The 22,812-nt window shown below is 72.3% G+C and carries 29 protein-coding genes; 12 read left to right on the top strand and 17 right to left on the bottom strand.

The annotated features are described in order from the left end of the window. Positions 1–18 precede the first annotated feature (18 nt). The 4 genes from C569_RS0117130 to C569_RS0117115 form a co-directional block, all read right to left on the bottom strand. Positions 19–1,089 (bottom strand): LacI family DNA-binding transcriptional regulator, encoded by a 1,071-nt coding sequence (locus C569_RS0117130; protein ID WP_026268273.1) that lies wholly within the window; start codon positions 1,087–1,089, stop codon positions 19–21. Positions 1,090–1,150: 61 nt separating this feature from the next. Continuing rightward, positions 1,151–2,110, bottom strand: coding sequence for a carbohydrate ABC transporter permease (locus C569_RS0117125; RefSeq protein ID WP_018787002.1), 960 nt, complete (start codon positions 2,108–2,110; stop codon positions 1,151–1,153). Between the two features lies 1 nt (position 2,111). Next, the gene (locus tag C569_RS0117120; RefSeq protein ID WP_018787001.1) at positions 2,112–3,158 is read right to left on the bottom strand and encodes a carbohydrate ABC transporter permease; all 1,047 of its coding nucleotides are present in this window, start codon (positions 3,156–3,158) and stop codon (positions 2,112–2,114) included. Positions 3,159–3,229: 71 nt separating this feature from the next. After that, positions 3,230–4,570, bottom strand: coding sequence for an ABC transporter substrate-binding protein (locus tag C569_RS0117115; RefSeq protein ID WP_018787000.1), 1,341 nt, complete (start codon positions 4,568–4,570; stop codon positions 3,230–3,232). Between the two features lie 238 nt (positions 4,571–4,808). Here C569_RS0117115 and C569_RS0117110 point away from each other — a divergent pair, with 238 nt between their 5' ends. Next, entirely contained in the window at positions 4,809–5,585 is a 777-nt protein-coding gene (locus tag C569_RS0117110) for a M23 family metallopeptidase (RefSeq protein WP_018786999.1), read from the top strand. A gap of 43 nt (positions 5,586–5,628) precedes the next feature. Here C569_RS0117110 and C569_RS0117105 read toward each other — a convergent pair whose 3' ends face one another. The 5 genes from C569_RS0117105 to C569_RS0117085 all read right to left on the bottom strand — a co-directional run bounded on the left by C569_RS0117105 (position 5,629) and on the right by C569_RS0117085 (position 8,054). After that, a complete protein-coding gene (locus C569_RS0117105; RefSeq protein WP_018786998.1) occupies positions 5,629–6,126 on the bottom strand; it encodes a TspO/MBR family protein in 498 nt (165 codons plus the stop codon). 152 nt (positions 6,127–6,278) lie between these two features. Next, on the bottom strand, positions 6,279–6,422 hold the full coding sequence (locus C569_RS33755) for a GPGG-motif small membrane protein (RefSeq protein WP_018786997.1): 144 nt from the start codon (positions 6,420–6,422) through the stop codon (positions 6,279–6,281). A 45-nt stretch (positions 6,423–6,467) separates the two neighbouring features. Further along, a complete protein-coding gene (locus C569_RS30470; RefSeq protein WP_018786996.1) occupies positions 6,468–7,196 on the bottom strand; it encodes a metallophosphoesterase in 729 nt (242 codons plus the stop codon). 10 nt (positions 7,197–7,206) lie between these two features. Further along, positions 7,207–7,416, bottom strand: coding sequence for a hypothetical protein (locus C569_RS0117090; protein WP_231394819.1), 210 nt, complete (start codon positions 7,414–7,416; stop codon positions 7,207–7,209). Positions 7,417–7,472: 56 nt separating this feature from the next. Further along, complete coding sequence (locus C569_RS0117085) at positions 7,473–8,054, bottom strand: nucleotidyltransferase (protein WP_018786994.1); 582 nt, start codon at positions 8,052–8,054, stop codon at positions 7,473–7,475. 150 nt (positions 8,055–8,204) lie between these two features. Between C569_RS0117085 and C569_RS0117080 the strand changes: the two genes are divergently transcribed. Next, a complete protein-coding gene (locus tag C569_RS0117080; RefSeq protein ID WP_018786993.1) occupies positions 8,205–8,936 on the top strand; it encodes a dTMP kinase in 732 nt (243 codons plus the stop codon). Here C569_RS0117080 and C569_RS0117075 read toward each other — a convergent pair. Further along, positions 8,921–9,598: an SDR family NAD(P)-dependent oxidoreductase gene (locus C569_RS0117075; RefSeq protein WP_018786992.1), complete on the bottom strand. Its 678-nt coding sequence runs from the start codon at positions 9,596–9,598 to the stop codon at positions 8,921–8,923. The two genes, C569_RS0117080 and C569_RS0117075, sit on opposite strands and share 16 nt — an antisense overlap. A 258-nt stretch (positions 9,599–9,856) precedes the next feature. Here C569_RS0117075 and C569_RS0117070 point away from each other — a divergent pair, with 258 nt between their 5' ends. From C569_RS0117070 to C569_RS0117060, 3 genes are all read left to right on the top strand, one after another. Next, a complete protein-coding gene (locus tag C569_RS0117070) occupies positions 9,857–10,771 on the top strand; it encodes a MurR/RpiR family transcriptional regulator (protein ID WP_018786991.1) in 915 nt (304 codons plus the stop codon). Continuing rightward, positions 10,768–11,715, top strand: a complete 948-nt coding sequence (locus tag C569_RS0117065; protein WP_051090498.1) for an N-acetylmuramic acid 6-phosphate etherase — start codon at positions 10,768–10,770, stop codon at positions 11,713–11,715. Before C569_RS0117070 ends, C569_RS0117065 begins: the two co-directional genes overlap by 4 nt. 484 nt (positions 11,716–12,199) lie before the next feature. Beyond that, entirely contained in the window at positions 12,200–13,189 is a 990-nt protein-coding gene (locus C569_RS0117060) for an RNA polymerase sigma factor RpoD/SigA (protein ID WP_026268270.1), read from the top strand. Between the two features lie 72 nt (positions 13,190–13,261). On the opposite strand, the gene C569_RS0117055 is transcribed toward C569_RS0117060, so the two are convergent. Next, entirely contained in the window at positions 13,262–14,227 is a 966-nt protein-coding gene (locus C569_RS0117055) for a C40 family peptidase (RefSeq protein WP_026268269.1), read from the bottom strand. Between the two features lie 351 nt (positions 14,228–14,578). Here C569_RS0117055 and C569_RS0117050 point away from each other — a divergent pair, with 351 nt between their 5' ends. Continuing rightward, positions 14,579–15,097: a DUF6232 family protein gene (locus C569_RS0117050; protein WP_018786987.1), complete on the top strand. Its 519-nt coding sequence runs from the start codon at positions 14,579–14,581 to the stop codon at positions 15,095–15,097. Positions 15,098–15,104: 7 nt separating this feature from the next. On the opposite strand, the gene C569_RS0117045 is transcribed toward C569_RS0117050, so the two are convergent. Further along, complete coding sequence (locus C569_RS0117045; RefSeq protein ID WP_026268268.1) at positions 15,105–15,434, bottom strand: DUF3817 domain-containing protein; 330 nt, start codon at positions 15,432–15,434, stop codon at positions 15,105–15,107. Between the two features lie 25 nt (positions 15,435–15,459). Beyond that, entirely contained in the window at positions 15,460–15,882 is a 423-nt protein-coding gene (locus tag C569_RS0117040) for a hypothetical protein (protein ID WP_018786985.1), read from the bottom strand. A gap of 122 nt (positions 15,883–16,004) precedes the next feature. Between C569_RS0117040 and C569_RS0117035 the strand changes: the two genes are divergently transcribed. From C569_RS0117035 to C569_RS0117025, 3 genes are read left to right on the top strand one after another with little or no spacing between them, the layout of a single operon-like run. Continuing rightward, positions 16,005–16,304 (top strand): DUF6158 family protein, encoded by a 300-nt coding sequence (locus tag C569_RS0117035; RefSeq protein ID WP_018786984.1) that lies wholly within the window; start codon positions 16,005–16,007, stop codon positions 16,302–16,304. Continuing rightward, positions 16,304–16,621 (top strand): hypothetical protein, encoded by a 318-nt coding sequence (locus C569_RS0117030; protein WP_018786983.1) that lies wholly within the window; start codon positions 16,304–16,306, stop codon positions 16,619–16,621. The genes C569_RS0117035 and C569_RS0117030 overlap by 1 nt, the downstream gene beginning before the upstream one ends. A gap of 34 nt (positions 16,622–16,655) precedes the next feature. Further along, complete coding sequence (locus C569_RS0117025) at positions 16,656–17,195, top strand: DUF1360 domain-containing protein (protein ID WP_018786982.1); 540 nt, start codon at positions 16,656–16,658, stop codon at positions 17,193–17,195. Positions 17,196–17,252: 57 nt separating this feature from the next. Here the strand turns inward: C569_RS0117025 and C569_RS0117020 are convergent, their stop codons facing one another. The 3 genes from C569_RS0117020 to C569_RS0117010 are packed head-to-tail and all read right to left on the bottom strand — an operon-like array spanning position 17,253 to position 18,861. Continuing rightward, on the bottom strand, positions 17,253–17,462 hold the full coding sequence (locus C569_RS0117020) for a hypothetical protein (RefSeq protein ID WP_018786981.1): 210 nt from the start codon (positions 17,460–17,462) through the stop codon (positions 17,253–17,255). Positions 17,463–17,489: 27 nt separating this feature from the next. After that, a complete protein-coding gene (locus C569_RS0117015; protein WP_018786980.1) occupies positions 17,490–17,723 on the bottom strand; it encodes a hypothetical protein in 234 nt (77 codons plus the stop codon). A gap of 40 nt (positions 17,724–17,763) precedes the next feature. After that, entirely contained in the window at positions 17,764–18,861 is a 1,098-nt protein-coding gene (locus C569_RS0117010) for a 3-deoxy-7-phosphoheptulonate synthase (RefSeq protein WP_026268267.1), read from the bottom strand. Between the two features lie 254 nt (positions 18,862–19,115). Between C569_RS0117010 and C569_RS0117005 the strand changes: the two genes are divergently transcribed. After that, entirely contained in the window at positions 19,116–19,331 is a 216-nt protein-coding gene (locus C569_RS0117005; protein WP_018786978.1) for a hypothetical protein, read from the top strand. Here the strand turns inward: C569_RS0117005 and C569_RS0117000 are convergent. Further along, positions 19,306–20,019 carry a hypothetical protein gene (locus tag C569_RS0117000; protein WP_018786977.1) on the bottom strand — a complete coding sequence of 238 codons (714 nt, stop codon included), beginning with the start codon at positions 20,017–20,019 and terminating at the stop codon, positions 19,306–19,308. The genes C569_RS0117005 and C569_RS0117000 overlap by 26 nt on opposite strands. Before the next feature lie 85 nt (positions 20,020–20,104). Between C569_RS0117000 and C569_RS0116995 the strand changes: the two genes are divergently transcribed. Together C569_RS0116995 and C569_RS0116990 are read left to right on the top strand one after the other, a co-directional pair. Next, on the top strand, positions 20,105–21,394 hold the full coding sequence (locus tag C569_RS0116995; protein ID WP_018786976.1) for a pitrilysin family protein: 1,290 nt from the start codon (positions 20,105–20,107) through the stop codon (positions 21,392–21,394). After that, positions 21,394–22,737: a pitrilysin family protein gene (locus tag C569_RS0116990; RefSeq protein WP_018786975.1), complete on the top strand. Its 1,344-nt coding sequence runs from the start codon at positions 21,394–21,396 to the stop codon at positions 22,735–22,737. Before C569_RS0116995 ends, C569_RS0116990 begins: the two co-directional genes overlap by 1 nt. Positions 22,738–22,812 lie beyond the last annotated feature (75 nt).

Here is a 22,812-nt window from a genome sequence, read left to right as displayed (position 1 = left end):
CGGGACGAGCGAGTTCGTTCAGTGTGCCCGGGGTGGCGCGGTCGATTCGCGCACCACCAGGCGAGTGGGCAGGATCACCGGGGGCGGTGTCCCGTCGCCGGTGTCGGCGCCGCGCGGCGCGGGCACCAGGCCGGGGTACGGCTCGGTGGCCCGTACGCCGAGCGGGTCGAGCAGGATGCGGGCGGCGAGCAGCCCCTGCTCGGCGGCCGGCTGGGCGATCGTCGAGAGCCCGAGCACGCCGGCCAGGTCGTGGTCGTCGACGCCCATCACGCTCACGTCGTCGGGCACCCGCAGCCCGGCGTCGCGCAGCGCGGTGATCGCTCCCATCGCCATCTCGTCGCAGGCGGCGAAGATGGCCGTCGGCGGCTCGCCCCGGGCCAGCAGCTCGGCGGTGGCCCGGGTGCCGCCGTCGATGGTGAACTGCGACTCGACGTCGAGGCTCGGGTCGGGCCGCAGCCCGGCGGCCCGTAGCGCCTCCTGGTAGCCGCGCCGCCGGTCCAGGTGGGTGGTGAAGGCCAGTTCGTCGTCGGGGTCGCCGGAGATGTGCGCGATCCGGGTGTGGCCGAGGTCGAGCAGGTGGCGGGTGGCGGTGCGGGCGGCGGCCACGTCGTCGATGCGGACGCAGGGCCAGCCGGGCACCTCGCTGCCGGAGCTGATCGTGACGCCCGGCAGGTCCAGCTTCGTCAGCGCCTGCACGTCGGCCGCGCGCAGCGGAGTCGCGACCAGGATGATCGCGTCCACGCGCTTGTGCAGGCTCGCCGTGCGAAGGACCCGCCGACGGGTCCGCTCCCGGCCGCCGAGGTTGTAGAGCAGCAGGTCGTAGCCGCTGTCCTGGAGCAGTTCCTCGACCGCCTCGACCACGGTGCCGAAGAACCACCTGGTGATCCGGGGCACCACCACCGCCACGGTGCCGGTCCGGCCGCCGGCCAGCCGGCTCGCGCTGGGCGACACCGCGTACTGGAGCTGTTCGGCGGCGGCGAGCACCCGGCGGCGGGTCGCGGCCGAGACCGTCGGCAGGCCCCGCAGCGCCCGGGAGACGGTGGCCGTGGAGACCCCGGCCAGACGGGCGACGTCGTCAATCCTGGTCATCGTGAGCTCCCCGCTGTGACCCGCACCCCGCCGCCGGCCGTGCCGGCGGCGGGGCATCGGATCAACCCTTGACGCTGCCGGCGAGCAGACCTCGCACGAAGAAGCGCTGGAGGGACAGGAACACGATAAGCGGTACGACGATCGACACGAACGCGCCGGCCGTCAGCCGCTGCCACTCGTTGCCCCGGGTGCCGGCCAGCTCCGCGAGCCGGACGGTGAGCGGGGCGGTCTCGTCGCCGCCACCGGCGAAGATCAGCGCGACCAGCAGGTCGTTCCAGACCCAGAGGAACTGGAAGATGCCGAACGCCGCCAGCGCGGGCATGATCAGCGGCAGCACGATGGTGCGGAAGATCTTCGGGTGGGTGGCCCCGTCGACCCGGGCCGCCTCCATCAGGTCGCCGGGAAGCTGCGAGATGAAGTTGTGCAGCAGGAACACGGCGAACGGAAGCGCGAAACAGGTGTGCGCGAACCACACCTGGGCGAACTTCTGCTCGTCGACCAGGTCCCACGCGGGGAGGATCTGCACCCCGGCGATGCTGACGCCGGTGGAGAAGAAGCGCAGCAGCGGCACCAGGGCCATCTGCAGCGGCACGATCTGGAGCGCGAAGATCCCGATGTAGACCCAGTCCCGTCCCTTGAAGTTCATCCACGCCAGCGCGTACGCGGCGAGCGACGCGAAGGCCAGCGGGAAGAGCACCGAGGGGATGGTGATCGCCAGCGAGTTGATGAAGTAGCTGGCCAGCTGCCCGGACGAGCCGGAGCTGAACAGCACCTCCTGGTAGTTCTCCAGCGTGATCTGCGGGTTGGTGAAGAACGTCCACCACCCGGTGGTCTTGATCTCGTTCTCCGGCCGGAGCGAGGAGATGAACAGGCCGAAGGTCGGGATCGTCCAGAGGACCGCGATCACGATCGACACGAGCGTGGCGGTACGGCTGTTCAGGCGCTTGCGCACCCGGGCGCCCCGGGTGGTCGGTTCGGTGGCCTGGGCGCCGACTCCGACGGTGGGCGTGGCGGTGGTCATCTCAGCCCTCCCGCTGCTTGCGCAGGTTGCGGATCTGGTAGATCACGATCGGGATCACCAGGACGAACAGGAACACCGCCAGGGCCGAGCCCTGCCCGTTCTCCTGGTAACGGAACGCCTGGTTGTACATCTCGGTCGCGATGACGTTCGTGTCGTAGTTGCCGTTGGTGGCGGTACGGACGATGTCGAAGACCTTGAGCGTGGCGATGGAGATCGTCACCACCACGACGATCAGCGCCGGCCGGATGCTCGGGACGGTGATCCGCCAGAACATCTGCCACGCGGTGGTGCCGTCCAGGCGGGCCGCCTCGACGATGTCGGCCGGGATGGCCTTGATCGCGGCGGAGAGCACCACCATCGCGAAGCCGGCCTGGATCCACACCATGATCACGATGAGCAGGAACGTGTTGAGCGGCGGGTTCAGCAGCCACTGCTTCGGTTCGCCGCCCAGGCTCACCACGATCTGGTTGAGCAGGCCGATCTGGTCGCCGACGCCCCGGTAGGCGTAGACGAACCGCCAGATGATGGCGGCGCCGACGAACGAGATCGCCATCGGCAGGAAGATCAGGGACTTGGCCACGACCTCCAGTCGGGCCTTGTCCACCAGGACCGCGTAGATCAGGCCGAACGCGGTGGCCACCAGCGGCACCAGCAGCACCCAGATCAGCGTGTTGATCAGGACCCGGACGATCGAGTCCTCGGCGAACATCCAGCGGTAGTTGGCCAGGCCCACCCAGTCGCTGCTGCTGGAGTCCATGAAGGAGAGCAGCGTGGTGCGGACGGCGGGTACCACCAGCCCGACGGCGAGCAGCAGCAGCGTCGGCAACAGGAAGAAGAACGCGAACGCACCCTCGCCCTGCTTGCGGCGGCGGGGCAGCGGCGCGCCGCTCGCCGAGGCCGCGACGAGCTGTGCCTCCCGGCGCCGGGCGAAGTACGACGGCACCACGTCGAGGAGCAGGAGCAGCCCGCCCACCACCGCGACGAAGGCGATCAGCCCGTACATCAGCATGAGGAACTTCGGCTGCTCCGCCGCGAAGTCGAACTCCATCGACCCTCCCTCAAGGGTTCGGCTAGCAGAGGTGGCCCGGTCCGCCGACGCGGACCGGGCCACCTGCTAGATCACTTCCAGCTGCCCTCGATGTCGTTCAGGACGGTGGTGGTGTCCTTGCCGTTGATCCAGGCCACCATGCCCTTCCAGAAGGTGCCGGCGCCGACCGCGGCCGGCATCAGGTCCGAGCCGTCGAAGCGGAAGACCGTCTTCTCGTCCTGGAGGATGCCCACGGAGAGCTTGTCCACCGGGTTCGGGACGTTGTTCAGGTCCAGCTTCTTGTTCGCGGAGACCCAGTCACCGATCTTGGCGCGGCTGTTGGCGAACTCGCCGGAGGCCAGGTAGGTCTGCACCACCTGGACCTCGGGACGGTCGGCGAAGGCCGCGACGAACTCGCCGCCACCCAGAACCGGCTTGCCCTTCGACGGGTCGATGGCCGGGAAGTAGAACGCGAAGACGTCGCCGTCCTCGGCCACCCTGGTGCCCTCGGGCCACTGGTTGGCGTAGAACGACGCCTGGCGGTGCAGCGCGCACTTGCCGGCGGTGATGGGCGTGCCGGCCTCCTGGAACGAGGTGGTGGCGATGCTCTTCACGCCGCCGAAGCCGCCGTTGACGTACTTCTCGTTCTTCAGGATGGTGCCGGCCCGGTTGAGCGCGTCGGCCACCTGCGGGTCGTTGAACGGGATCTCGTGGGTGGTCCACTTGTCGTAGACCTCCGGGCCGCCGGTACGCAGCAGCACGTCCTCGATCCAGTCGGTGGCCGGCCAGCCGGTGGCGTCACCGGACTCGATGCCGGCGCACCACGGCTTGGTGCCGCTCGCAGCGATCTGGTCGGAGAGCTTGATCATGTCGTCCCACGTGGCGGGGACCGTCCAGCCCTTCTCCTTGAAGGTCGTCGGCGAGTACCACACGAAGGACTTCACGTTCGAGCCGAGCGGAGCGCCGTAGAGCTGGCCGTTGACGGTGCTGTACTTCAGCCAGTCGGCGGAGTAGTTCTGCTCGGCCATCGCCTTGGTGTCGGCACCGACCGGCTTGAGCTTGCCCGAGTCGACGAACCGCTTCAGTAGACCCGGCTGCGGGATGAAGGCGAGGTCGGGGGCGTTGCCGCCGTCTACCCGCACGGGCAGCTGGGCCTCGAACTCACCGGAGCCCTCGTGGTCGATCTCGATGCCGGTGCAGTCCTCGAACTCCTTCCAGGACTGCTGGAGGCGCTCGTCCTCGATCTCACGGATCGAGGAGTAGACGGTCACCTTCTTGCCGTCGTGACCGTCGTACTTCTCGTATGCGCCGCACTCGGCCGAGCCCGCGTTGCTGCTGTTCTTGTCGTCGCCGGTGCCGCAGGCGGCGACGCCGAGCGCCAGCCCCAGGACGCCGGCGACCGCGAGCGCCTGGCGCGATCTGGCAAACGCCATGCCGATCTCCTTCCTTGCCGGCGCGTGGGGGGATCGAACCCGCGCCGGTCCGATGGTCGTCTCCACATGTAAGCGCTTGCATCGGGTCGGGGTCCACCCCTGACCGGACACGGCCCGGTAACAATCCCGAAACCCTGGCCACGGGCGATGGGTGCGCTCCCACGAAACTTCCCGGGATCGGAGCTTTCTGTCAGGATGTCCTCATCGTATTGAAGACTTTCGACATTGGAGGCAGTGGATGCGTAAGCGATGGCTCGCCCTCGGGGCGAGCGCCGCGGTCCTGGCGGCGACCCTCGTGCCGGCCGCGCCGGCGATGGCCGCCCCGACGTTCAAGGTCCCGTTCCCGTGCGACCAGTCCTGGTCCGGTCAGACCCGGACCAACCACAGTCCGGCCAACGCGATCGACTTCAACCGCACCGACGACCTGGGCGACCCGGTGGTCGCCAGCGCGCCCGGCACCGTCGACGTGGTGACCAACCTCGGCAACACCAGCTACGGCAAGTACGTCCGGATCAACCACGGTGGCGGCTGGACGACCTACTACGCCCACCTGAACGCCTTCAACGTCTCGGTCGGTCAGGCCGTCGGCTACGGCCGGGTGATCGGCTACGTCGGCACGACCGGCGGTTCCACCGGCCCGCACCTGCACTACGAGCAGCGGTCGAGCGGCAGCGCCGTCAAGATCAAGTTCAACGGCGCGCAGGCGCTCTACTGGGGCACGAAAACCTACAAGAGTGACAACGGCTGCGGCGGGGCGAACACCGGCGAGGGCACCGTCAACACGGCCGGCTCCCCGCTGACGGTCCGCTCCGGCCCCGGTACCGGGTACAGCTCGGTCGGCACGGTGGCCGACGGGGCGAAGGTGACCATCCAGTGCCAGACCAGCGGCACCAGCGTCACCGGCACGTACGGCACCAGCGCGATCTGGGACCGGATCGGCTCCGGCCGGTTCGTCTCCGACGCGTACGTCTACACCGGCTACGACGGCTACATCCCGGGCGTACCCCGCTGCTGAACCCGGCGGGCGCGGGAGCGAGCGGCCCCCGCGCCCGTGCCGGTCAGGAGTTCAGCCGCCACACGGCGAAGTTCAGCGCGGACGCGAACGTCACCCAGGCCCAGTACGGCAGCATCAGCAACGTGGCCGGCCGGGAGATGCGCCGGAACAGGGCCACCGTCACACCGATCGCCAGCCACATCAGCACGATCTCGGCGAACGCCAGCCCGTACGCCCCGGCGCCGAAGAACAGCGGGGTCCAGATCGCGTTCAGCACGAGCTGCACGACCCAGGCCCAGACCGCCGGGCCGAACCCGGCCCGGCGCCAGACCAGCCAGCCGGCGATCGCGATGAGCACGTAGAGCACGGTCCAGACCGGGCCGAACAGCCACGACGGCGGCGCCCAGGCGGGCTGCTCCAGGCTCTGGTATTCGGCGGAGGTGCCCTGTACACCCAGCCCGCCGATCGCGGCGGCGGCGAAGCTTGCGGCGCCGAAGCCGAGCAGCGCCAACCACTGGCGGGCCCCGGTGGTGCGCCGGGCGAAGGTCTGCGACATCTCCATGGTCGAGATGTTTCCGCTCGACCGCCCCGGCAAACGCCCGGTGGCGGCCCTTTCCGGACGCGAGAAAGGCCGGGGTCACCCGGCCCGGGCGTTCCGGTCCGGCAGGACGGAACGCCCGGGCCCGGCGACCCCGGCGGGTATGAGAACCGCGGTTAACTGAAGATGCTGACGCCACCCGGGCCGACCAGCAGGCCGACGACGATGAGGACGATGCCCCAGAGGATCTGCCGGCGGAACAGGGCGAGAATTCCGGCGACCACCAGTACGACTGCGAGAATCCAGAGAATCAGCTCCATGTCAGCTGGATACCCGGACATCCCGTACCGGAAACCTCCTCACGGTCAGTCGAGCTGGTCACCGCCCAGGTGGAAGACGCTGTACGCCTGTTTGATCACCGGGTGGGCCACGTTGCGGACCCGGACCCCACCCGGTGTCGTGCCGCGCTCGGTGCCGTGGTGGGCGTGGCCGTGCAGCGCCAGGGTGGTGGGCGCGGAGTCGATCGCCTGGCCGAGCTGATAGCAGCCGAGGAACGGGTAGATCTCCAGCGGCTCGCCGGCGAGCGTGTCCGGCACGGGGGAGTAGTGGGTGAGCGCGACGAGCGCGTCGCACTCCAGCGAGAGCAGCGCGCCGGCGAGCGAGTCGGCGCTCTCCCGGGTGGTCCGCACGAACGCCTTCATCTCCGGCTCGCCGAAGTCGCTGGCGCACCGCCCGGCGAACCCGCCGCCGAACCCCTTCACACCGGCCACCCCGAGCCGTCCGCCGGGGGTGTCCACGACCGTGCCGGTGCCCTCCAGCACAATGATCCCGGCGTCCTCCAGCACCTTCACCACCTGCGGCACCTCGTCGCACTGGTGGTCGTGGTTGCCGAGCACGGTGATCACCGGTACGCCGAGATCCCCGAACTCCCGGGCCACGCACCGCGCCTCGGCCTCGGTGCCGTGCCGGGTCAGGTCACCGGCGAGCAGCAGCACGTCGGCGCAGCCGGGCAGCTCCTCCAGCGCCGGGCGGAACCGGCCCACCACGTCCTCGTCCAGATGCACGTCGCCCACGGCGGCGATCCGGATCACCATCGAACCTCCCTCACGGCAGCTCCTCGATCTGGGTGGGCGCCTCGGTGCGGATCACCCCGATGTCGCTCGTCACGGGGGTGTCCGGAAAGCGCTCGGCCACCCGCCGCAGGATCTCCTCCCGCCGGTGCGGGCTCTCCACCTCGCCGTAGAGCACCAGTCCGTTCTCCCGCCGCACCACCGTGATGCCCTGCTCGGCCACGGTCGGGTCCTCGGCCAGCATGCTCTGGATCTCCGCCTCGACGTACTCGTCGGGGGGAACGTCGCCGGACAGTCCGTTCACAGTGTCTCCCTTCCGCCGGGCGTGCCACCGGGCAGCACGTCCAGCCGGTCCAGCAGCACCAGGAACGCCTCCGCGTACGGCGAGTGCTGCGTCTCCTTCCGTACCCGCTCCCAGTCGATCTGTTCCCGCAGCGATCGGGCCAGTGGCAGGGCCCGGGCGAAGTCGCAGTAGTGCTGGGAGAAGCTGAGCAGCTTGTGCACCATGAGCTGGCTGGCCGAGAGCACCGGCATGTGGATCGCGTCGACCGGGCGCACGATCGTGTCGGTGAACGTCTCCTCGGTCACCGGCGTCTCCACCGGCCGGTGGATGAGGTCCACCATCCGGTCCTCGTCGTAGACCTTGACCAGCCAGTCCTCCGGCGGGCGCTCGGCGGTGAAGCCGGCCTCGACCAGGGCCTCCAGGGCCCGGTCGACGTCCGCCTCGCGGAGCAGGAAGTCCACGTCGTGGTCGCTGGAGTGACCGCCGTGCGCGTACACCGCGAAGCTGCCACCGAGCGCGAACGGGATCTCGGACTGTTTGAGCACGGCGGCGACCTTCTTCAGCGTGTGCACCAGGGTCTCGTCCCCGCGCTCGGCCATCTGCGGCTCCCTCGTCGTCAAAATGGGGGGTGGGACCAGGATGCGTACCCGGCGGACGCTCCGGTCACACCTGTAGCGGTGCGATCGCCCCACCAGAGCAGGAAAGCGACATACGGGCCGCGTGAGCATCGGTCGGATAACCTCGGGAGGGTGGCCAGCTCACTGCGGACGCGGCGGGGCAGGGCCCGACTGCGCGCCGTCGCCCTGATCGGCATCGACGGCTCAGGTAAGACCACCCAGGCCCACCGGCTCGCCCAGGCGCTCACCGCCGCCGGCCGTCCCGCCACGTACCACCGCAACGCCGGTGGCCGCCGCTGGCTCGGCCGGATCGCCCAGCGGTTCGGCCGTCCGGACGCGCAGCGGCTCGTCGGGCGCGACGGCCTGCTCGTCGTCGAGTCGGTGCTGCGGTGGCTGGCCATCGCGCTCGCGCTGCTCAGCTGCGTGGTGACCGGCCGGACGGCGGTGATGGACAGGTGGTCCGCCTGCCAGTACGCCAGCATCCGGGCGCACGGCGGGCAGCGGTGGGAGCGGCTGGCCCGGGCCGGGTACCGGATCTTCCCGGCGCCCCGGGTGACGTTCCTGCTCACCGTCGACCCCGCCGAGGCGTACCGGCGGATCGAGCGGCGCGGCACCGACCACGAGACAATGGAGTGGCTGACCGCCGCGACCGCCGCGTACCGGGGTCTGCCGGAGTACGGCAGCTTCGTGGTGGTGGACGGCAACGGACCGCCGGAGGAGGTGGCCCGCCGGATCCGGGCGCACCTGAGCGAGTGGCTGCCCGAAGACCCGGCCGCCGGTCCCGGCCCGGCTCCGGCCGGTCCGCGACGCCCGGCCGGTGACGCCGGGCGGAACGGTCCGGTGCCGGTTCAGGCCCGCCCGTAGACCGGGATGCTCGCGCCGCTGGTGGGCGCCGACTCGGGGGAGGCCAGGAAGCGGATCACCTCGGCGATCTCGGCCGGCGGCACCCAGCGGCCGTGGTCGGCGCCGGGCTGGGCGGCGCGGTTCGCCGGGGTGTCGATGACGCTCGGCAGCACCGTGTTGCACCGCACGCCGCGCTGCCGGTACTCGACCGCGACAGTGTCGGCGAACGCCCGTACCGCGGCCTTGGCGGTGGCGTAGCCGGAGGCGCCGGGGAACGGCGAGACCGCCGCCCGGGCCGAGACGCAGACGACCGCGCCGTCGCCGGATGCCGTCAGGTGCGGCAGCGCCGCGTGGGTGACCAGGTACGTCGGGCGCAGGTTCAGCCGCAGCATCCGCTCGAAGTCGTCGACCGGGGTCTCGTGCACCAGGCCGCCGGCGGCGTACCCGCCGACGAGGTTGACCACCGCGCGCAGCGGCGCGTCCGGCTCGGCGGTCGCGGCCCCGACCGCCCGCGCGGCCCCCTCGGGCGTGAGCAGGTCGGCCACGACCCGGACCGGGCCGTCGTCCGTCCCGGGCTCCCGCTGGGGTACGACCACCCGCCAGCCGGCGTCGAGGAAGGCGGCGGTGACCGCGCCGCCGAGCCCACCCGTGCCTCCGGTCACCAGCACCGTGCGTTGCGTCATGGGCACACGCTAGCCAACCGTCCCGGCGGCGCGGCGGTGGGCCGTCCGGCCCGTCCGGTCGAGGCCGACCAGGCAGGCCCGGCCGCGTGACGGCGGACCGGCACGTCGGGCGGCAGGAGCGACTCGGCCGGACCGGATGAGGTGGTGGGGCTGCGACAATGGGATCCTTGGCCCGGAGGGCGGGCACGGAAGACGGTAAATTTCCCGATACGCGGTGTCATGGTTGACGCTCACGCGGTGTGAAAGTAAGTTTCATCCGTGGCGAAGAGTCCGAAGATTTCTGCGAGTCACGAGCCCGGTGGACTGATCGTCCACATCAGCGGCCTGCTGCCCTCGCTGTCCCCGGCCGAACAGCGGGTGGCCCGGCTGGTCGTCGCCGATCCGGCGGACGCAGCCCGGCGTACGATCACCGACCTCGCCACCGCCGCCGAGACGTCCGAGGCGACGGTGATCCGCTTCTGCCGCTCGGTCGGCATGGACGGCTACCCCCAGTTGCGGATCCGGCTCGCCGCCGAGGCCGCCCGCCGGGTCGAGCCGCCGGACGCGCGGGTGGTCGGCGGCGACATCCCGCCGGGCGCGGACCTCGCCCAGATCATCGCCACGATCGCGTTCAACGACGCCCGGGCCGTGGAGCAGACCGCCGAGCAGCTCGACCCGGCGGTCTGCGAGCAGGTGGTCGAGGCGATCGGCACGGCCGGGCGGATCGACGTCTACGGCGCGGGCGCCAGCGGGTTCGTCGCCTCCGACTTCCAGCAGAAGCTGCACCGCATCGGCCGCATCGCGTTCTACTTCCCGGACGTGCACACCGCGCTCACCTCCGCCGCCCTGCTGAGCCGCGGCGACGTGGCGGTCGGCATCTCGCACACCGGCACCACGTCGGACGTCATCGAGGTGCTGGAGCAGGCCCGGGCGCGCGGCGCCACCACCGTGGCGCTGACCAACTTCCCGCGCTCACCGATCACCGAGGTCGCGGACCACGTGCTCACCACCGCCGCCCGGGAGACGACGTACCGCTCCGGCGCGACCGCCAGCCGGCTGGCCCAGCTCACAGTGGTCGACTGCCTCTTCGTCGGGGTGGCCGCCCGCAGCCGGGCCCGGACGAAGAAGGCCCTGGAGGCCACCGCCGAGGCGGTCCAGTCGCGCCGGGTCGGCCCCGGGCGGAGGCGGGGATGACGGCGGGTCGGGTGGAGCGGGACGGCGTGGCGGCGGTGCGACCGGTGGTGCGCGTGGGCGCGCCGACCGAGCGGCGCAACCCGCACAGCGTCGACCTCGACCTGATGTCCACCCGGGACGTGCTCACCGTCATCAACGAGGCCGATCGGCGGGTTCCGGCAGCGGTCGCCGCCGTGCTGGACGAGATCGCCGAGACCGTCGACCTGGCCGTCTCCGCGCTGCGCGACGGGCACCGCGTGCACTACTTCGGGGCCGGCACCTCCGGTCGCCTCGGCGTGCTGGACGCGGCCGAACTGGCACCCACGTTCAACTCGCCCCGGCACTGGTTCTGCTCGCATCTGGCGGGTGGCCCGGACGCCATGTGGCGTGCCGTCGAGGACGCCGAGGACGACGAGCGCGGTGGCGCCGCCGAGGCCGTCGAGTGCGTACGCCCCGGCGACCTCGTGGTGGGCCTGGCGGCCAGCGGGCGCACCCCGTACGTCCTCGGGGCGCTCGCCGCGTCCCGGGCGCAGGGGGCCGGTACGGTGCTGCTCTGCGCGAATCCGGAGGCCGAGGCCGCCGCGTCGGTGGACGTCTTCATCGGGGTGGACACCGGACCGGAAGTGGTCACCGGGTCGACCCGGATGAAGGCCGGCACGGCGCAGAAGCTGGTGCTCAACACGTTCTCCACGGCCGTGATGGTGCGTCTGGGCCGGGTCTACTCGAACCTGATGATCGACATGGTGGCCACCAACGCCAAGCTGCGCGGCCGCATGATCTCGATTCTCGTGGAGGCCACCGGCTGCGCCGAGGAGGTGTGCCGGGTCGCCCTGGGGGAGGCCGACGGTGACCTGAAGACCGCGCTCGTCGCGCTCGTCTCCGGCGCCGAGGTGCCCGCCGCCCGGGCCGCGCTGGCCCGCTCCGCCCACCAGGTACGCGGGGCGCTCGAACTGCTCGCCTCCTGACCGTTCCGCCCCGCCCGCCGCGGGCCTGGCCCGTTCCGCCCGATCCCCGCCCGGCGCATCCGCCGGGCGGGTGCGACGCGTATCACGTGCAGGGAGGGACGACCCCTCCCGCACGGATTGTTCAACGAGGCGGAGGGTAATCCTTGAGCACGGCTGAACCGACCGGTCCGCAGGCGCGTATTTCGCAGTGACCAGGATCGCAACGACTCGGTGACGCGGCTTGCTGTGTTCATGGAACAGGCAATGGTGCCATTCCATGGGCGAGCGGCGATTTCGCAGCTCCGGAGTACGCCGGAGACGGCGCCCGCGAGCCGCCCGAACCGGGCCGGTAACAGGAAACATGGACCGGGCTCTCAGCTACTACTCAGGCATTCGTGACAGTTTCGACTCACGACATGGAATCCCCGACGCGTCACATCTGTTGTGTAGGTGTCAGCACCTACGGGCACAGCGGAAGTTGCGGGGAGGGCTGATGAACGTGGGGATGGCAAGGAACCGGGCAACCGGCGCGAGCGAGGGGACCGTGGCAATCGTGGACAAGAACATCGGCATGCGTACCGACGAGGTCGCCGAGGAGCGGGACCTGGTCGGCGTCTACCTGCACGAGATCTCCCGGACGCCGCTGCTCGACGCCGCCCGGGAGGTCGACCTCTCCAAGGCGATCGAGGCGGGCCTCTACGCCGAGCACCTGCTCGACGAGGACCGGATTCCCGACGGCGTCGACCGGGCGGACCTGGAGCGGCTGGTCGTCGAGGGTGAGCGCGCGAAGGACCTGTTCATCCGCGCGAACCTGCGACTGGTCGTGTCGATCGCCCGGCGTTACGTGCGCTCCGGCATGCCCATGCTGGACCTGATCCAGGAGGGCAACACCGGCCTGGTCCGGGCGGTCGAGAAGTTCGACTACGAGCGTGGCTTCAAGTTCTCCACCTACGCGACCTGGTGGATCCGCCAGGCGATCAGCCGGGCGATCGCCCAGCAGGAGCGGACCGTACGGCTGCCCGTGCACCTGGTCGAAGACGTCAACCGGATGCGCAACGTGGCCCGGCAGCTCACCCGTGAGCTGGGCGGCGACCCGGAGCCGGAGCAGATCGCGACCGCGCTCGGCGTGACCGTCGAGCGGGTCAACGAGCTGGTGCGCTGGTCGCAGGACACCGTCTCGCTGGACACCCCGGTGGGCGACGACGGCGACACCAATCTCGGTGACCTGGTCGCCGACAGCGACGCGCCGTCGCCGGAGGAGATCGTGCTCACCGGCCTGGAGCGGCAGCGGATCGAGGGTCTGCTCAACCACCTCGACGACCGTTCCGCCGGCATCATGCGGGCCCGGTACGGCCTGGAGGACGGGCGCGAGCACTCGCTGACCGAGGTCGCGTCGCGGTTCTCGCTGTCCCGCGAGCGCATCCGCCAGCTGGAGATCCAGGCTCTCGGCCGGCTGCGTGAGCTGGCTCGCGCGGAAGGGCTCCAGGCGGCCTGACCTGGTAACAATGAACGACGAACGGCCGGCGTCCGACAGGGGGACGCCGGCCGTTCGCCGTTCTCGTGGTGCTCAGACCCGGCCGTAGCCGGCGATCGACATGATGTTCATGCCGCGCTTGCTGACGTTGCGTCCGGCGCTCGGCGCGTCGATGATCTGGCCGTTGCCGACGTACAGCGCCACGTGCCCGAGCCCGGAGTAGAACACCAGGTCGCCCGGCTGCAGCTGGCTGCGGCTGATCCGCGTGGTGACGCCCCACTGCCGCGCCGCGCTGTGCGGCAGCGACTTTCCGGCGGCCCGCCACGCCGCGAGCGTCAGGCCCGAGCAGTCGTAGCTGCCGGGGCCGTCCTGGCCGTAGCCGTAGGGCTTGCCGACCGCGCCGTAGGCGAACCGCACGGCCGTGCCGGCGTCGCCGGAGACGGCCGGGGGCTTGCCCGCCGAGCTGGGGTTGCCGGGCGCCTCGTTGGCCCGCCCGTACGCCCTGCGCCGCATCTCGTAGAGGTCGGACAGGTCCGCCTCGATCCGCGTCTTCGCGGACTTGAGCTGCTTGGCCTGCGCCGCCTCCCGGGCGAGCGTGACGTCCAACCGGGTCTTCTGGTCGATCAGCCGCTGCTGGTCGGCGGTGAAGCTGGTGATGGTGCGCTGCCGCTGGCGGGTGAGCTGGTCGAGCGTGCCCAGCCGCTCCGGCAGCGTGGCCTGGCCGCCCGGGTCCAGCAGGGCCGCCGCGGTGCGCATGCCACCGGTCTTGTACGCCGTCGCGGCCAGCACGCCCACGTCGGCGCGGCTGCGTTCGGCCTGTTCCTGCAACGGCCCGATCCGGGCCTCCAACGCGGCCGCGGTGGCCTTGTTGGCCTTGATGTCCTCGTTGAGCTTGTTGTAGGACTCGACGATTCGCTCCAGCTCAGTCGAGGACTTCTCGATCTGCTTCGTCAGCTCGGCGGGGGTCGGCTCGGCCCGGGCCACCTGCGCCGGGACGAGCAGCGCGGCCGAGAGGCCGGCCACCGCGAGCGAGCGGAGCAGCATCCGTAAGGACGACAAGAGCGGAAAGCTCCTCTCCCACCGGTCGCCGGGCGTGTTCACGACCCGGCGACACCGGCCCGGGGCCGTCCGGGTGGACGGCTGTCGACCGGGCCGACCTGGACAACCTAACCCGTGATCGCAGTAGCCGGGAGTTCAAGCAGGGGCGAAAGTTGGCAAAGTGGCGGAAAGTGATGAGCGGGATCCGGTGGGTGGATGAGGCGACCCGCCCGATTCGTCGTTCTGGGCGGATGTCGCCAGGCGCTGCCGGCCGAAGTCACGACAAACCCCGAGATCAGGTGGCGCGAGCCCAACACAATGGAGCCCGGACGGGAAATCCCACCACGGGATCCCTGCTCCCGGGAGGCCGCCGTGCAGACCGACCGCTCCGCCACCCAACCGTCCCGCTCGCCGCGACCCGCCGCGCCCAGGCTGCTCTACGCCCGGCCCGGGATCGTCGTCACCGCCGAACGCTTCACCGTCGGCCGCAACAGCTGGCCGGTGTCCGAGATCACCCAGCTCCGGACCGACCGCGGGCCGCACGACCGGCTGGCGATCCGGGCCGTCGCCGTGTCCGCCACGATGATCGCCGCGGTCGGCCTGCTCCTCGGCTTCACCGGCGGCCTGCACCGGCTCACCGCCGGGGCGTACCTCCTGCTCGGGGCGGTCGGGCTGGTGCCGCTGCTGCTCGTGCTGATCGGCGACCGCGTACGGCCCCCGGCGCACGAGCTGTGGGGACGGGTGCGGGGCACCGAGGTGTTGCTGTTCAGCAGCGACGACGAGCGGCAGTTCGGCCAGGTCGCCCGTGCGCTGGGACGGGCCAGAGAGGCGGCGCGGCTGGACGGCTGGGCCGACCCGCCGGCGGCCGGACCGTGGCGGCCCGCCCGGTGAGCGGCGGTCAGCCCGCGACCGGCTCCGGCGTACGCGGCCGGGCCTCGGCGGCCACCCAGTGGCTCACCCGCCGCTCGGCGTAGAACGAGACGAACGGCACGGTGCCGGCGAGCATCACCAGCAGCATCCGCTTCAGCGGCCAGTTCGCCCGGCGGGACAGGTCGAACGTGAGCGCCAGATAGAGCATGTACAGCCAGCCGTGCGCCACGCCGACCACGCCCACCACGCCCGGGTTGTCGAAGCCGTACTTCAGCGGCATGCCGATCAGGACCAGCACCACGAGCGCCACGCCCACGATCCAGGCGATCACGCGGTACCGGGTAAAGGCTCCGCTCACCGTCGTCCGTCCTTCCGCACCGGCCTCAGCCGGGATAGTCGCCGGGCCGGGCGCCCGGATTGGCGTTCAACCAGGATAGGTAGCGGTTGTACGCGGCCAGCTCGGCGTCGTCCGCCCCGTCGGCCGGTACGGCGGGCGCCCGCACGACGCGCACCGGCCGGCGTACCGCCGGGGTGGCGGCGACCGGCTCGGCACCGGCGGTCACCGACGGCGCGGGACCGGCCGGCGGCGCCGGATCGGTGGCGCGCAGCGCCTGGCGGACCTCACGCCACCAGACGAAGATCACGAAACCGGCGAAGACCGGCCACTCGATCGCGTAACCGAAGCTGATCGCGTTGCCCCCGGCGGCGCGGGTGACCTGCCACCAGCCCATTCCCAGGCAACCCGCCACCAGCACGACCATGGCCACGTGGCGGACGATCCACGCCGGTGTCCAGAGCCGCTCCATGCCCACGAGAGTACCGGGACCGCCGGGCGTCTCCGACGCGGCGTCGTAGTCCGGGCGGGTTTGGTGACACGCCCGGTGGGCATCCGAACAGGTGCCAACCCGAACGAGAAGAGGGGGCGACGATGACCGAATCGGTACGCCGGGACGCGAGCCCGGAACAGCGGGTCGCGGAGTGGGACGGCGATCACGCCCGCACCGTCGACGCCGACGGAGAGCAGGTCGGGGTGGACCCCGCGGACCTGGGCGACGAGGACCTGGTCCGGGAGATGCAGAGCCTGCACCGCACCCGGCTGGACACGCTGCGGCACGCCACCGACTCGGCACTCGCCAACCACCTGCGGCGCACCGCCGAACTGGAGACCGAGTACCTGGCCCGGCACCCCGGCCGGGAGGTCGACCCGAGCCGGTTGCGGGACGCCTGATGGCCAGCCACGCCGAGCGCGGCATGTCCGCGCCGCCGGAGGTGGTGTTCAACACCGCGACCGACCCGGACCGCTCCTCGGCCTGGCTGCCCGAGCGGCTGCGCAACTCCGGCACCTGCCAGGTGGAGGTCGTCGACGCCGACGACATGCGGGCCCGGTGGAGCGCCGCCGACTGGTCCGCCGAGATCGACGTGGAGCCGGCCGACGCGGGCGGCGCCCGGGTGCGGCTGGACCTGGCCGGGCCCGACCACGACCTGGCCGACGAGATCCTGGCCAACCTCGACCGCGAGGTGGCCGAGAACCTGACCGCCGGTTGAGGCCGGCCCGCACGACGAGCACGAGGAGGCCGGGTTGACCGGGAGTGGCCTGAAGCAGAAGGTGGCGCGCCTGCGCCAGGCGTACGCGCCGCACGAGCACCGGCCGCTGGAGGGCTACCTGCAGGCGATGGGCACGTACGCCGGTGTGACCGCCGCTCTCGTCGGCCTGGTCCGCGCCACCGGCCGGCCGGTGCCCGAGCGGCCCACGCCCGCGGACGTGGTGCTGCTGTCGATCGCCACGCACAAGCTCAGCCGGCTGCTGTCCAAGGACGCGATCACCAGCCCGCTGCGGGCGCCGTTCACCCGCTACGACCACCCGATCGGCAGTGGCGAGGTGATGGAGCAGGTCCGCGACGAGGGCAGCCCGACCCGGCACGCGCTCGGCGAGCTGGTCAGCTGCCCGTTCTGCCTGGCGGTCTGGGTGGCCACCGGGCTCACCGGCGGTCTGGTGCTGGCGCCCCGGCTGACCCGGCTGGTCGCCACCGCACTGACCGCGGTGGCCGCCTCCGACTTCCTCCAGATGGGGTACGCGGTCGCCCAGCAGGCCGCCGAGGGCGGTCGCCACGAGGCGTGACCCGTGGACACGAGAGGGGCCGGCACGCGCCGGCCCCCTCTCGCATGCGTCCCACCGTCAGGTGGGGGTGGTGCCGTGGTCCTCGCCGGCCCAGCCGCGCGACGTCTCCGGCTCCCGCTCGTCCTCGTCCTCGCCGGTGATGATCTCCCGGTCCACGGCGGTGCGGTCGTGCTCGTTGGCGAAGTCCGGCTCCGGCAGCGTGTCGACGCCCTCCGGGGGCTGGCCGAGCGCCGCCAGGTGCTCGTGGTCGGGGTTGCGGTCGGTCATGTCGCGTCCTCTCGGTCCTCCGGGGGCTCAGGCGACCGTGCCGCCCAGCAGATCCGCCGCCTCGTCCGCCGCGTACTCGCCCTGCGGGAGCGCGGCGATCCGGGTGAGCAGCTCCGCCGGGAGTTCGGCGGCCACCGCCCGGCGGTAGATGTCCGCCTGGGTGATCCGTTCCTGGCCGTGGTAGATGTCGTCGAGCAGGTCGTCGAGCGGCCTGGTGTCGGGCTGCTCCGTCACGGGCGCGTCATCGGTCACGCCGACCACCTACCCGGCACCGAACCGGTCAAACGCTCCCCAACTCCGCTCAGGCCGGTGCCGGGAGCGTGGCCCGGCGGGCCCGGACGGCCTGGGCCAGGTGGTCCAGGACCTCGGCGGTGGTGTCCCAGCCGATGCAGGCGTCGGTGACCGACTGGCCGTACGCCAGCTCCCGGGTCGGGTCCAGGTCCTGCCGGCCGGGCACGAGGAAGCTCTCCAGCATGATGCCGGCGATCCCGCGCTGGCCGGCGGCGAGCTGAGCGGCCACGTCGGCGGCGACGAGCGGCTGGTTGCGGTGGTCCTTGCCGCTGTTGGCGTGGCTGGCGTCGACCACCACCCGCTCCGGCAGTCCCGCCGCCCGCAGCAGCTCCAGCGCCCCGGCCACCGATTCCGCGTCGTAGTTCGGCCGGCCGCCACCGCCGCGCAGCACCAGGTGCCCGTCCGCGTTCCCCCGGGTGTGCATGATCGCCGGGGTGCCGGAGACGTCGATGCCGGGGAAGACGTGCGGCACACCGGCCGCCCGGATCGCGTCCACGGCGGTGGCGATGCTGCCGTCCGGGCGGTTCTTCATGCCGATCGGCATGGACAACCCGGAGGCGAGCTGCCGGTGCACCTGGCTCTCCACCGTCCGCGCGCCGATCGCGCCCCAGGCCACCGTGTCCGCGATGTACTGCGGGGTGATCGGGTCGAGGAACTCGCAGCCCACCGGCAGGCCCAGCCGCAGCACGTCGAGCAGGAGCGCCCGCGCGGTACGCAGGCCCGTGTTCACGTCGCCGGAGCCGTCCAGCGCCGGGTCGTTGATCAGGCCCTTCCAGCCCACCGTCGAGCGCGGCTTCTCGAAGTAGACACGCATCACCACGAGCAGGTCGTCGGCGACCCGGGCGGCGGCCTCGCGCAGCCGGCCCGCGTACTCCAGGGCGGCGGCCGGGTCGTGCACGGAGCAGGGGCCGACGACGACGAGCAGCCGGTCGTCGGCGCGGTCCAGCACCCGGCCGACGGCCCGCCGGCCCGCCACGACGGCCTCCGCCAGCGGGGTGTCGAGCGGCAGGTGGTGGTGCAGCAGGGCCGGGGTGGTCAGCGGCACCACACGGTCGATGCGCTGGTCGATGACCCGATGGGCGTCCTGGGACGTGGTCACGGTGGAGATTCCTTCCGCCGACCGTGCCCCCGTGCCGGGTCCGGGGGATCGAGCCGGCTGCTCGCATACGAAAGGGCAGGGAAACGATCCCTGCCCGGCCGGCTCGAAGAGGTGGTGACGTCAGCTCATGGTCGAGTCACCGGCTCCTCCAGCCGGCTGCCTAAACCATCGATACGACCGCGTCACGTCGGCCAGCGTACCCGACGCGCGCCGGAAAGCCCGCTGTCGTTCCGAACATTGGAACGCGGGGTATGGGGACAGCCATGAGTCACCATCAGAGCGACCAGGAACGGATCGAATCCCGGGCGCACCTGCTGCCGGAGGAGGCGGCGGCGGGCAGCGACGACGCCCAGGCGCAGGCCGACGCGATCCTCGCCGAGTCCGACATCCGCGAGGCGGACCAGAACGCCGCCCCCGACACGGTGCTGGAGCACCGCACCTCCGAGCAGACCGTCACCCCCGTCGAGCCGCCCGACTGAGCGCCGCGCCCCGGGCCCGGCGGGAACCCCGGTAACTGTCGTCCCGCAGCCGGGCCAGCGGGCCGGTCAGGCACAACCCCGGCGGCACGTTGCCGATCGGGTCGAACGCGAGCGCGGCGTCCTCTGCGGCGCCGCGCTCGTCGTCGAGGCGTACCTCGCCGAACGGCCGCCACCGGCCCACCGCCGAGGCCACCGCCAGCACCAGCCGGGCCTCGTCGGCCGAGATCGCCGCGCCCGCCTCGGCCAGGCCGCGACCCAGGTCGGGCGACTCCGGGTCGGCCAGGACGGCCAGGAGCAGCCGCCGTCCGCCGGCCCGGAACGGCATGATCGACGTGTACGTCCCGGTGAAGCGCCGCCGGGGCACCGGCAGGTTCCGCAGCACCGGCGCGGCGCCGCTGGAACTCCACAACAGGTCCACCGGCGGCTCCGGGTCGCGGTGCAGCCGGACCGCCACGCCCAGCAGGTCCGGCCAGCGGCCCGGCGTCGGCACGCCCTTGGACAGGCGGATCGTGGCCGGCCACCGGCCCGGCAGGTCGAGCATCGGCACCCCGGTCGGCGGTCCCGGCGTACCCCAGATCCGGGCCTGGCCGGCGAACGTGCGCCCGGCCGGGTGCAGCAGCCGGGCGTGCCGGAGCCGGGCCAGCGCGGCGGCGGCCCGCTCGACGGCGGAGGGTGTGGTGGCGGCCATGCCCGCACGGGTACCCCGGCGGGCACCGACGATGCTCCGGCGCGCGTGTCACCTTTCCGCCTCCGAGATCGGATAGCGTCGTCTCATGCCCGACAGCGGTTTCCCCTGGCCGATCGAGACGACCCGACTGGACAACGGCCTGCGTGTGGTGGTGAGCGAGGACCGCACCGCCCCGGCGGTGGCGGTCAACCTCTGGTACGACGTGGGCTCACGCCACGAACCCGCGGGCCAGACCGGCTTCGCCCACCTCTTCGAGCACCTCATGTTCGAGGGCTCGGTGAACGTGGCGAAGACCGAGCACATGAAGCTGATCCAGGGCGCGGGCGGCTCGCTCAACGCGACCACCAACCCGGACCGGACCAACTACTTCGAGACGGTGCCGGCCGAGCACCTGGAACTGGCGCTCTGGCTGGAGGCCGACCGGATGGGCGGGCTGGTGCCGGCGCTGACCCAGGAGACGCTTGACAACCAGCGCGACGTGGTGAAGAACGAGCGCCGGCAGCGCTACGAGAACGTGCCGTACGGCGACGCGTGGCTGCGCCTGCTGCCGCTGCTCTACCCGCCCGGCCACCCGTACCACCACGCGACGATCGGGTCGATGGCCGACCTGAACGCCGCCGACCTGGCCACCTTCCAGGAGTTCCACAGCACCTACTACGCGCCGAACAACGCCGTCCTCACGGTGGTCGGCGACACGGATGCGGCGGAGGTGTTCGCGCTCGCCGACAAGTACTTCGGTGGCCTCGCCGCGCGCGCCGACATCCCGGCCGCGCCGGACGGCCGGACCGTGCCGGCCACCGGCCGCCCGGCGGTGGAGACGGTCACCGCCGACGTGCCCGCCCCCCGCGTCTACGTCGCGCACCGCACCCACCCGTTCGGCACCCAGGGGTACGACGTGACCACGGTGCTGGGCACCGTGCTCGGCAGCGGCCGGGGCAGCCGCCTCTACCAGCGGCTCGCCGACGGGGAGCGGATCGCCCAGCCGGACCTGGTCGGCGCGTACGGGGTGGACCTGGCGCACGCGCCCGCCCCGCTGATCGCCACCGCCACGGCCCGCCCCGGGGTGAGCGCCGAGCGGCTGCGCGACGGGCTGGCCGAGGTGGTCGACGAGCTGGCCACCGTGCCGGTGACCGCCGCCGAGCTGGACCGCGCCAAGGCGCTGCTGAGCACCATGTGGTGGCGGCAGATGTCCACCGTCGACGGCCGGGCCGACACGCTCGGCCGGTACGCCACCCAGTTCGGTGACCCGGCCCGTGCGGCCGACCGGCTGCCGGCCTGGCTCGCGGTGACCGCGGAGCAGATCGCCGAGCAGGCCGCCGAACTGCTCGGCGCCGCCGACCGGGTCATCCTGACCTACCTGCCCGAGGAGAACTGATGTCGCTGATCACCACCCGTCCCGGCCCCGGCGCCGCCCGCGCCTACCGGTTCCCGCAGGTGGTCCGGCGGACGGCGGCCGGCGGCCAGGTGGTCGCCGCGCACCTGCCCGGGCAGAACCTCGCCGTCGCGTTGCTGCTGCTCGACGGCGGCGCGGGCCGGGAGCCGGTCGGCAAGGAGGGCCTCGGCGCGGTGCTGGCCAAGGCGCTGGAGGAGGGCACCGCGCAGCGGGACGCCACCGCGTACGCGCTGGCCATCGAGGCGCTCGGCACCGAGCTGGCGACCGGGCTGGACTGGGACTCGTTCCAGGTGAGCGTGCAGGTGCCGGTGGACCGGCTGACCGCCGCCGTGGAGCTGCTGGCCGAGGCGGTCCGTACCCCCCGGCTCGACCCGGCCGACGTGCTGCGCGTACGCGACGACGAGGCCACCGCGCTGCGGATGGACTGGGCCAACCCCGGCCCGCGTGCCGACGCGGTGTTGCGGGCCGAGCTGTTCGGCGCGCAGCACCGGTGGGGCCGCCCGCTCTACGGCGACCCGGACAGCGTCGCCGCGCTGGAGGTGGACGACGTGACCGTCTTCCACTCGGAGTGGTTCATCCGCCCCGGCACGCTCGTCGTCGCCGGTGACCTGGAGCGGATCGACCTGGACGCGCTCGCCGCGACGGCGTTCGCCGGCGCGGGCGGCGGTCCGGTGGAACGCGGCGGCCCGGTCGAGGTGCCGCTGGCCGGGCAGCGGCGGATCATCCTGGTGGACCGGCCCGGCTCGGTGCAGTCGACGCTGCGGCTGGGCCATCCGTCCCCGCACCGCGCCCATCCCGACCACGTGCCGATGACGCTCGCCGGCACCGTGCTCGGCGGCGCGTTCACGTCCCGGCTCAACCACCTGATCCGCGAGGTACGCGGCTACACGTACGGGATCCGGGGGGACTTCGCCTCGTCCCGCCGGTTCGGCCGGTTCGCGGTCAGCTCCGGCGTGCAGACCGCGGTGACCGCGCCGGCGCTCGTCGAGTCGGTGGGCGAGGTCTCGCGTACCCAGCTGACCGGTGTCACCGAGGACGAGCTGGAGGTGGCGCGTTCCTGGCGCGCCGGGCAGCTCTCGGTCGAGTTGCAGAGCCCGCGGGCCATCGCCGCGGCGCTGAGCACGCTGGTCGTGCACGACCTGCCGGACGACTACCACGCGCGGCTGCGGGAGCAGCTGCTCGCGGCGACCGTCGAGGACGTCTCCGCGGCGGCCGCGACCTACCTGCACCCCGAGTCGCTGACCATGGTGATCGAGGGGGACGCGGCGGTCGTCCGGGACGAGCTGGTCGCCAGCGGTCTCGGCGAGGTGGTCGACCACACGTGACCGGGCGGGGCGGCGGCCTGTGATTCCCGTCGCCCCGCATCCGCGCGGTGGGAAACGTTTCCCACCCGCACCGCC

Origin of the sequence: Micromonospora sp. CNB394 (genome assembly GCF_000374985.1) — a bacterium.
Lineage (GTDB): Bacteria > Actinomycetota > Actinomycetes > Mycobacteriales > Micromonosporaceae > Micromonospora > Micromonospora marina.
The sequence above is the reverse complement of the archived record's forward strand: the minus strand, read 5'-3'. Positions and strand labels throughout refer to the sequence as shown.

Bases quoted from the DNA above. Each gene is read 5' to 3' on its own strand.
- C569_RS0117060 (WP_026268270.1), top strand. From the start codon at position 12,200: ATGGCAAGGAACCGGGCAACCGGCGCGAGCGAGGGGACCGTGGCAATC.
- C569_RS0117115 (WP_018787000.1), bottom strand. From the start codon at position 4,570: ATGGCGTTTGCCAGATCGCGCCAGGCGCTCGCGGTCGCCGGCGTCCTG.
- C569_RS0116995 (WP_018786976.1), top strand. From the start codon at position 20,105: ATGCCCGACAGCGGTTTCCCCTGGCCGATCGAGACGACCCGACTGGAC.
- C569_RS0117005 (WP_018786978.1), top strand. From the start codon at position 19,116: ATGAGTCACCATCAGAGCGACCAGGAACGGATCGAATCCCGGGCGCAC.
- C569_RS0117020 (WP_018786981.1), bottom strand. From the start codon at position 17,462: ATGACCGACCGCAACCCCGACCACGAGCACCTGGCGGCGCTCGGCCAG.
- C569_RS0117090 (WP_231394819.1), bottom strand. From the start codon at position 7,416: ATGCTGGCCGAGGACCCGACCGTGGCCGAGCAGGGCATCACGGTGGTG.
- C569_RS0117130 (WP_026268273.1), bottom strand. From the start codon at position 1,089: ATGACCAGGATTGACGACGTCGCCCGTCTGGCCGGGGTCTCCACGGCC.
- C569_RS0116990 (WP_018786975.1), top strand. From the start codon at position 21,394: ATGTCGCTGATCACCACCCGTCCCGGCCCCGGCGCCGCCCGCGCCTAC.
- C569_RS0117125 (WP_018787002.1), bottom strand. From the start codon at position 2,110: ATGACCACCGCCACGCCCACCGTCGGAGTCGGCGCCCAGGCCACCGAA.
- C569_RS0117110 (WP_018786999.1), top strand. From the start codon at position 4,809: ATGCGTAAGCGATGGCTCGCCCTCGGGGCGAGCGCCGCGGTCCTGGCG.
- C569_RS30470 (WP_018786996.1), bottom strand. From the start codon at position 7,196: ATGGTGATCCGGATCGCCGCCGTGGGCGACGTGCATCTGGACGAGGAC.
- C569_RS0117035 (WP_018786984.1), top strand. From the start codon at position 16,005: ATGACCGAATCGGTACGCCGGGACGCGAGCCCGGAACAGCGGGTCGCG.
- C569_RS0117000 (WP_018786977.1), bottom strand. From the start codon at position 20,019: ATGGCCGCCACCACACCCTCCGCCGTCGAGCGGGCCGCCGCCGCGCTG.
- C569_RS0117030 (WP_018786983.1), top strand. From the start codon at position 16,304: ATGGCCAGCCACGCCGAGCGCGGCATGTCCGCGCCGCCGGAGGTGGTG.
- C569_RS0117075 (WP_018786992.1), bottom strand. From the start codon at position 9,598: ATGACGCAACGCACGGTGCTGGTGACCGGAGGCACGGGTGGGCTCGGC.
- C569_RS0117040 (WP_018786985.1), bottom strand. From the start codon at position 15,882: ATGGAGCGGCTCTGGACACCGGCGTGGATCGTCCGCCACGTGGCCATG.
- C569_RS0117085 (WP_018786994.1), bottom strand. From the start codon at position 8,054: ATGGCCGAGCGCGGGGACGAGACCCTGGTGCACACGCTGAAGAAGGTC.
- C569_RS0117105 (WP_018786998.1), bottom strand. From the start codon at position 6,126: ATGGAGATGTCGCAGACCTTCGCCCGGCGCACCACCGGGGCCCGCCAG.
- C569_RS0117120 (WP_018787001.1), bottom strand. From the start codon at position 3,158: ATGGAGTTCGACTTCGCGGCGGAGCAGCCGAAGTTCCTCATGCTGATG.
- C569_RS0117065 (WP_051090498.1), top strand. From the start codon at position 10,768: ATGACGGCGGGTCGGGTGGAGCGGGACGGCGTGGCGGCGGTGCGACCG.
- C569_RS33755 (WP_018786997.1), bottom strand. From the start codon at position 6,422: ATGGAGCTGATTCTCTGGATTCTCGCAGTCGTACTGGTGGTCGCCGGA.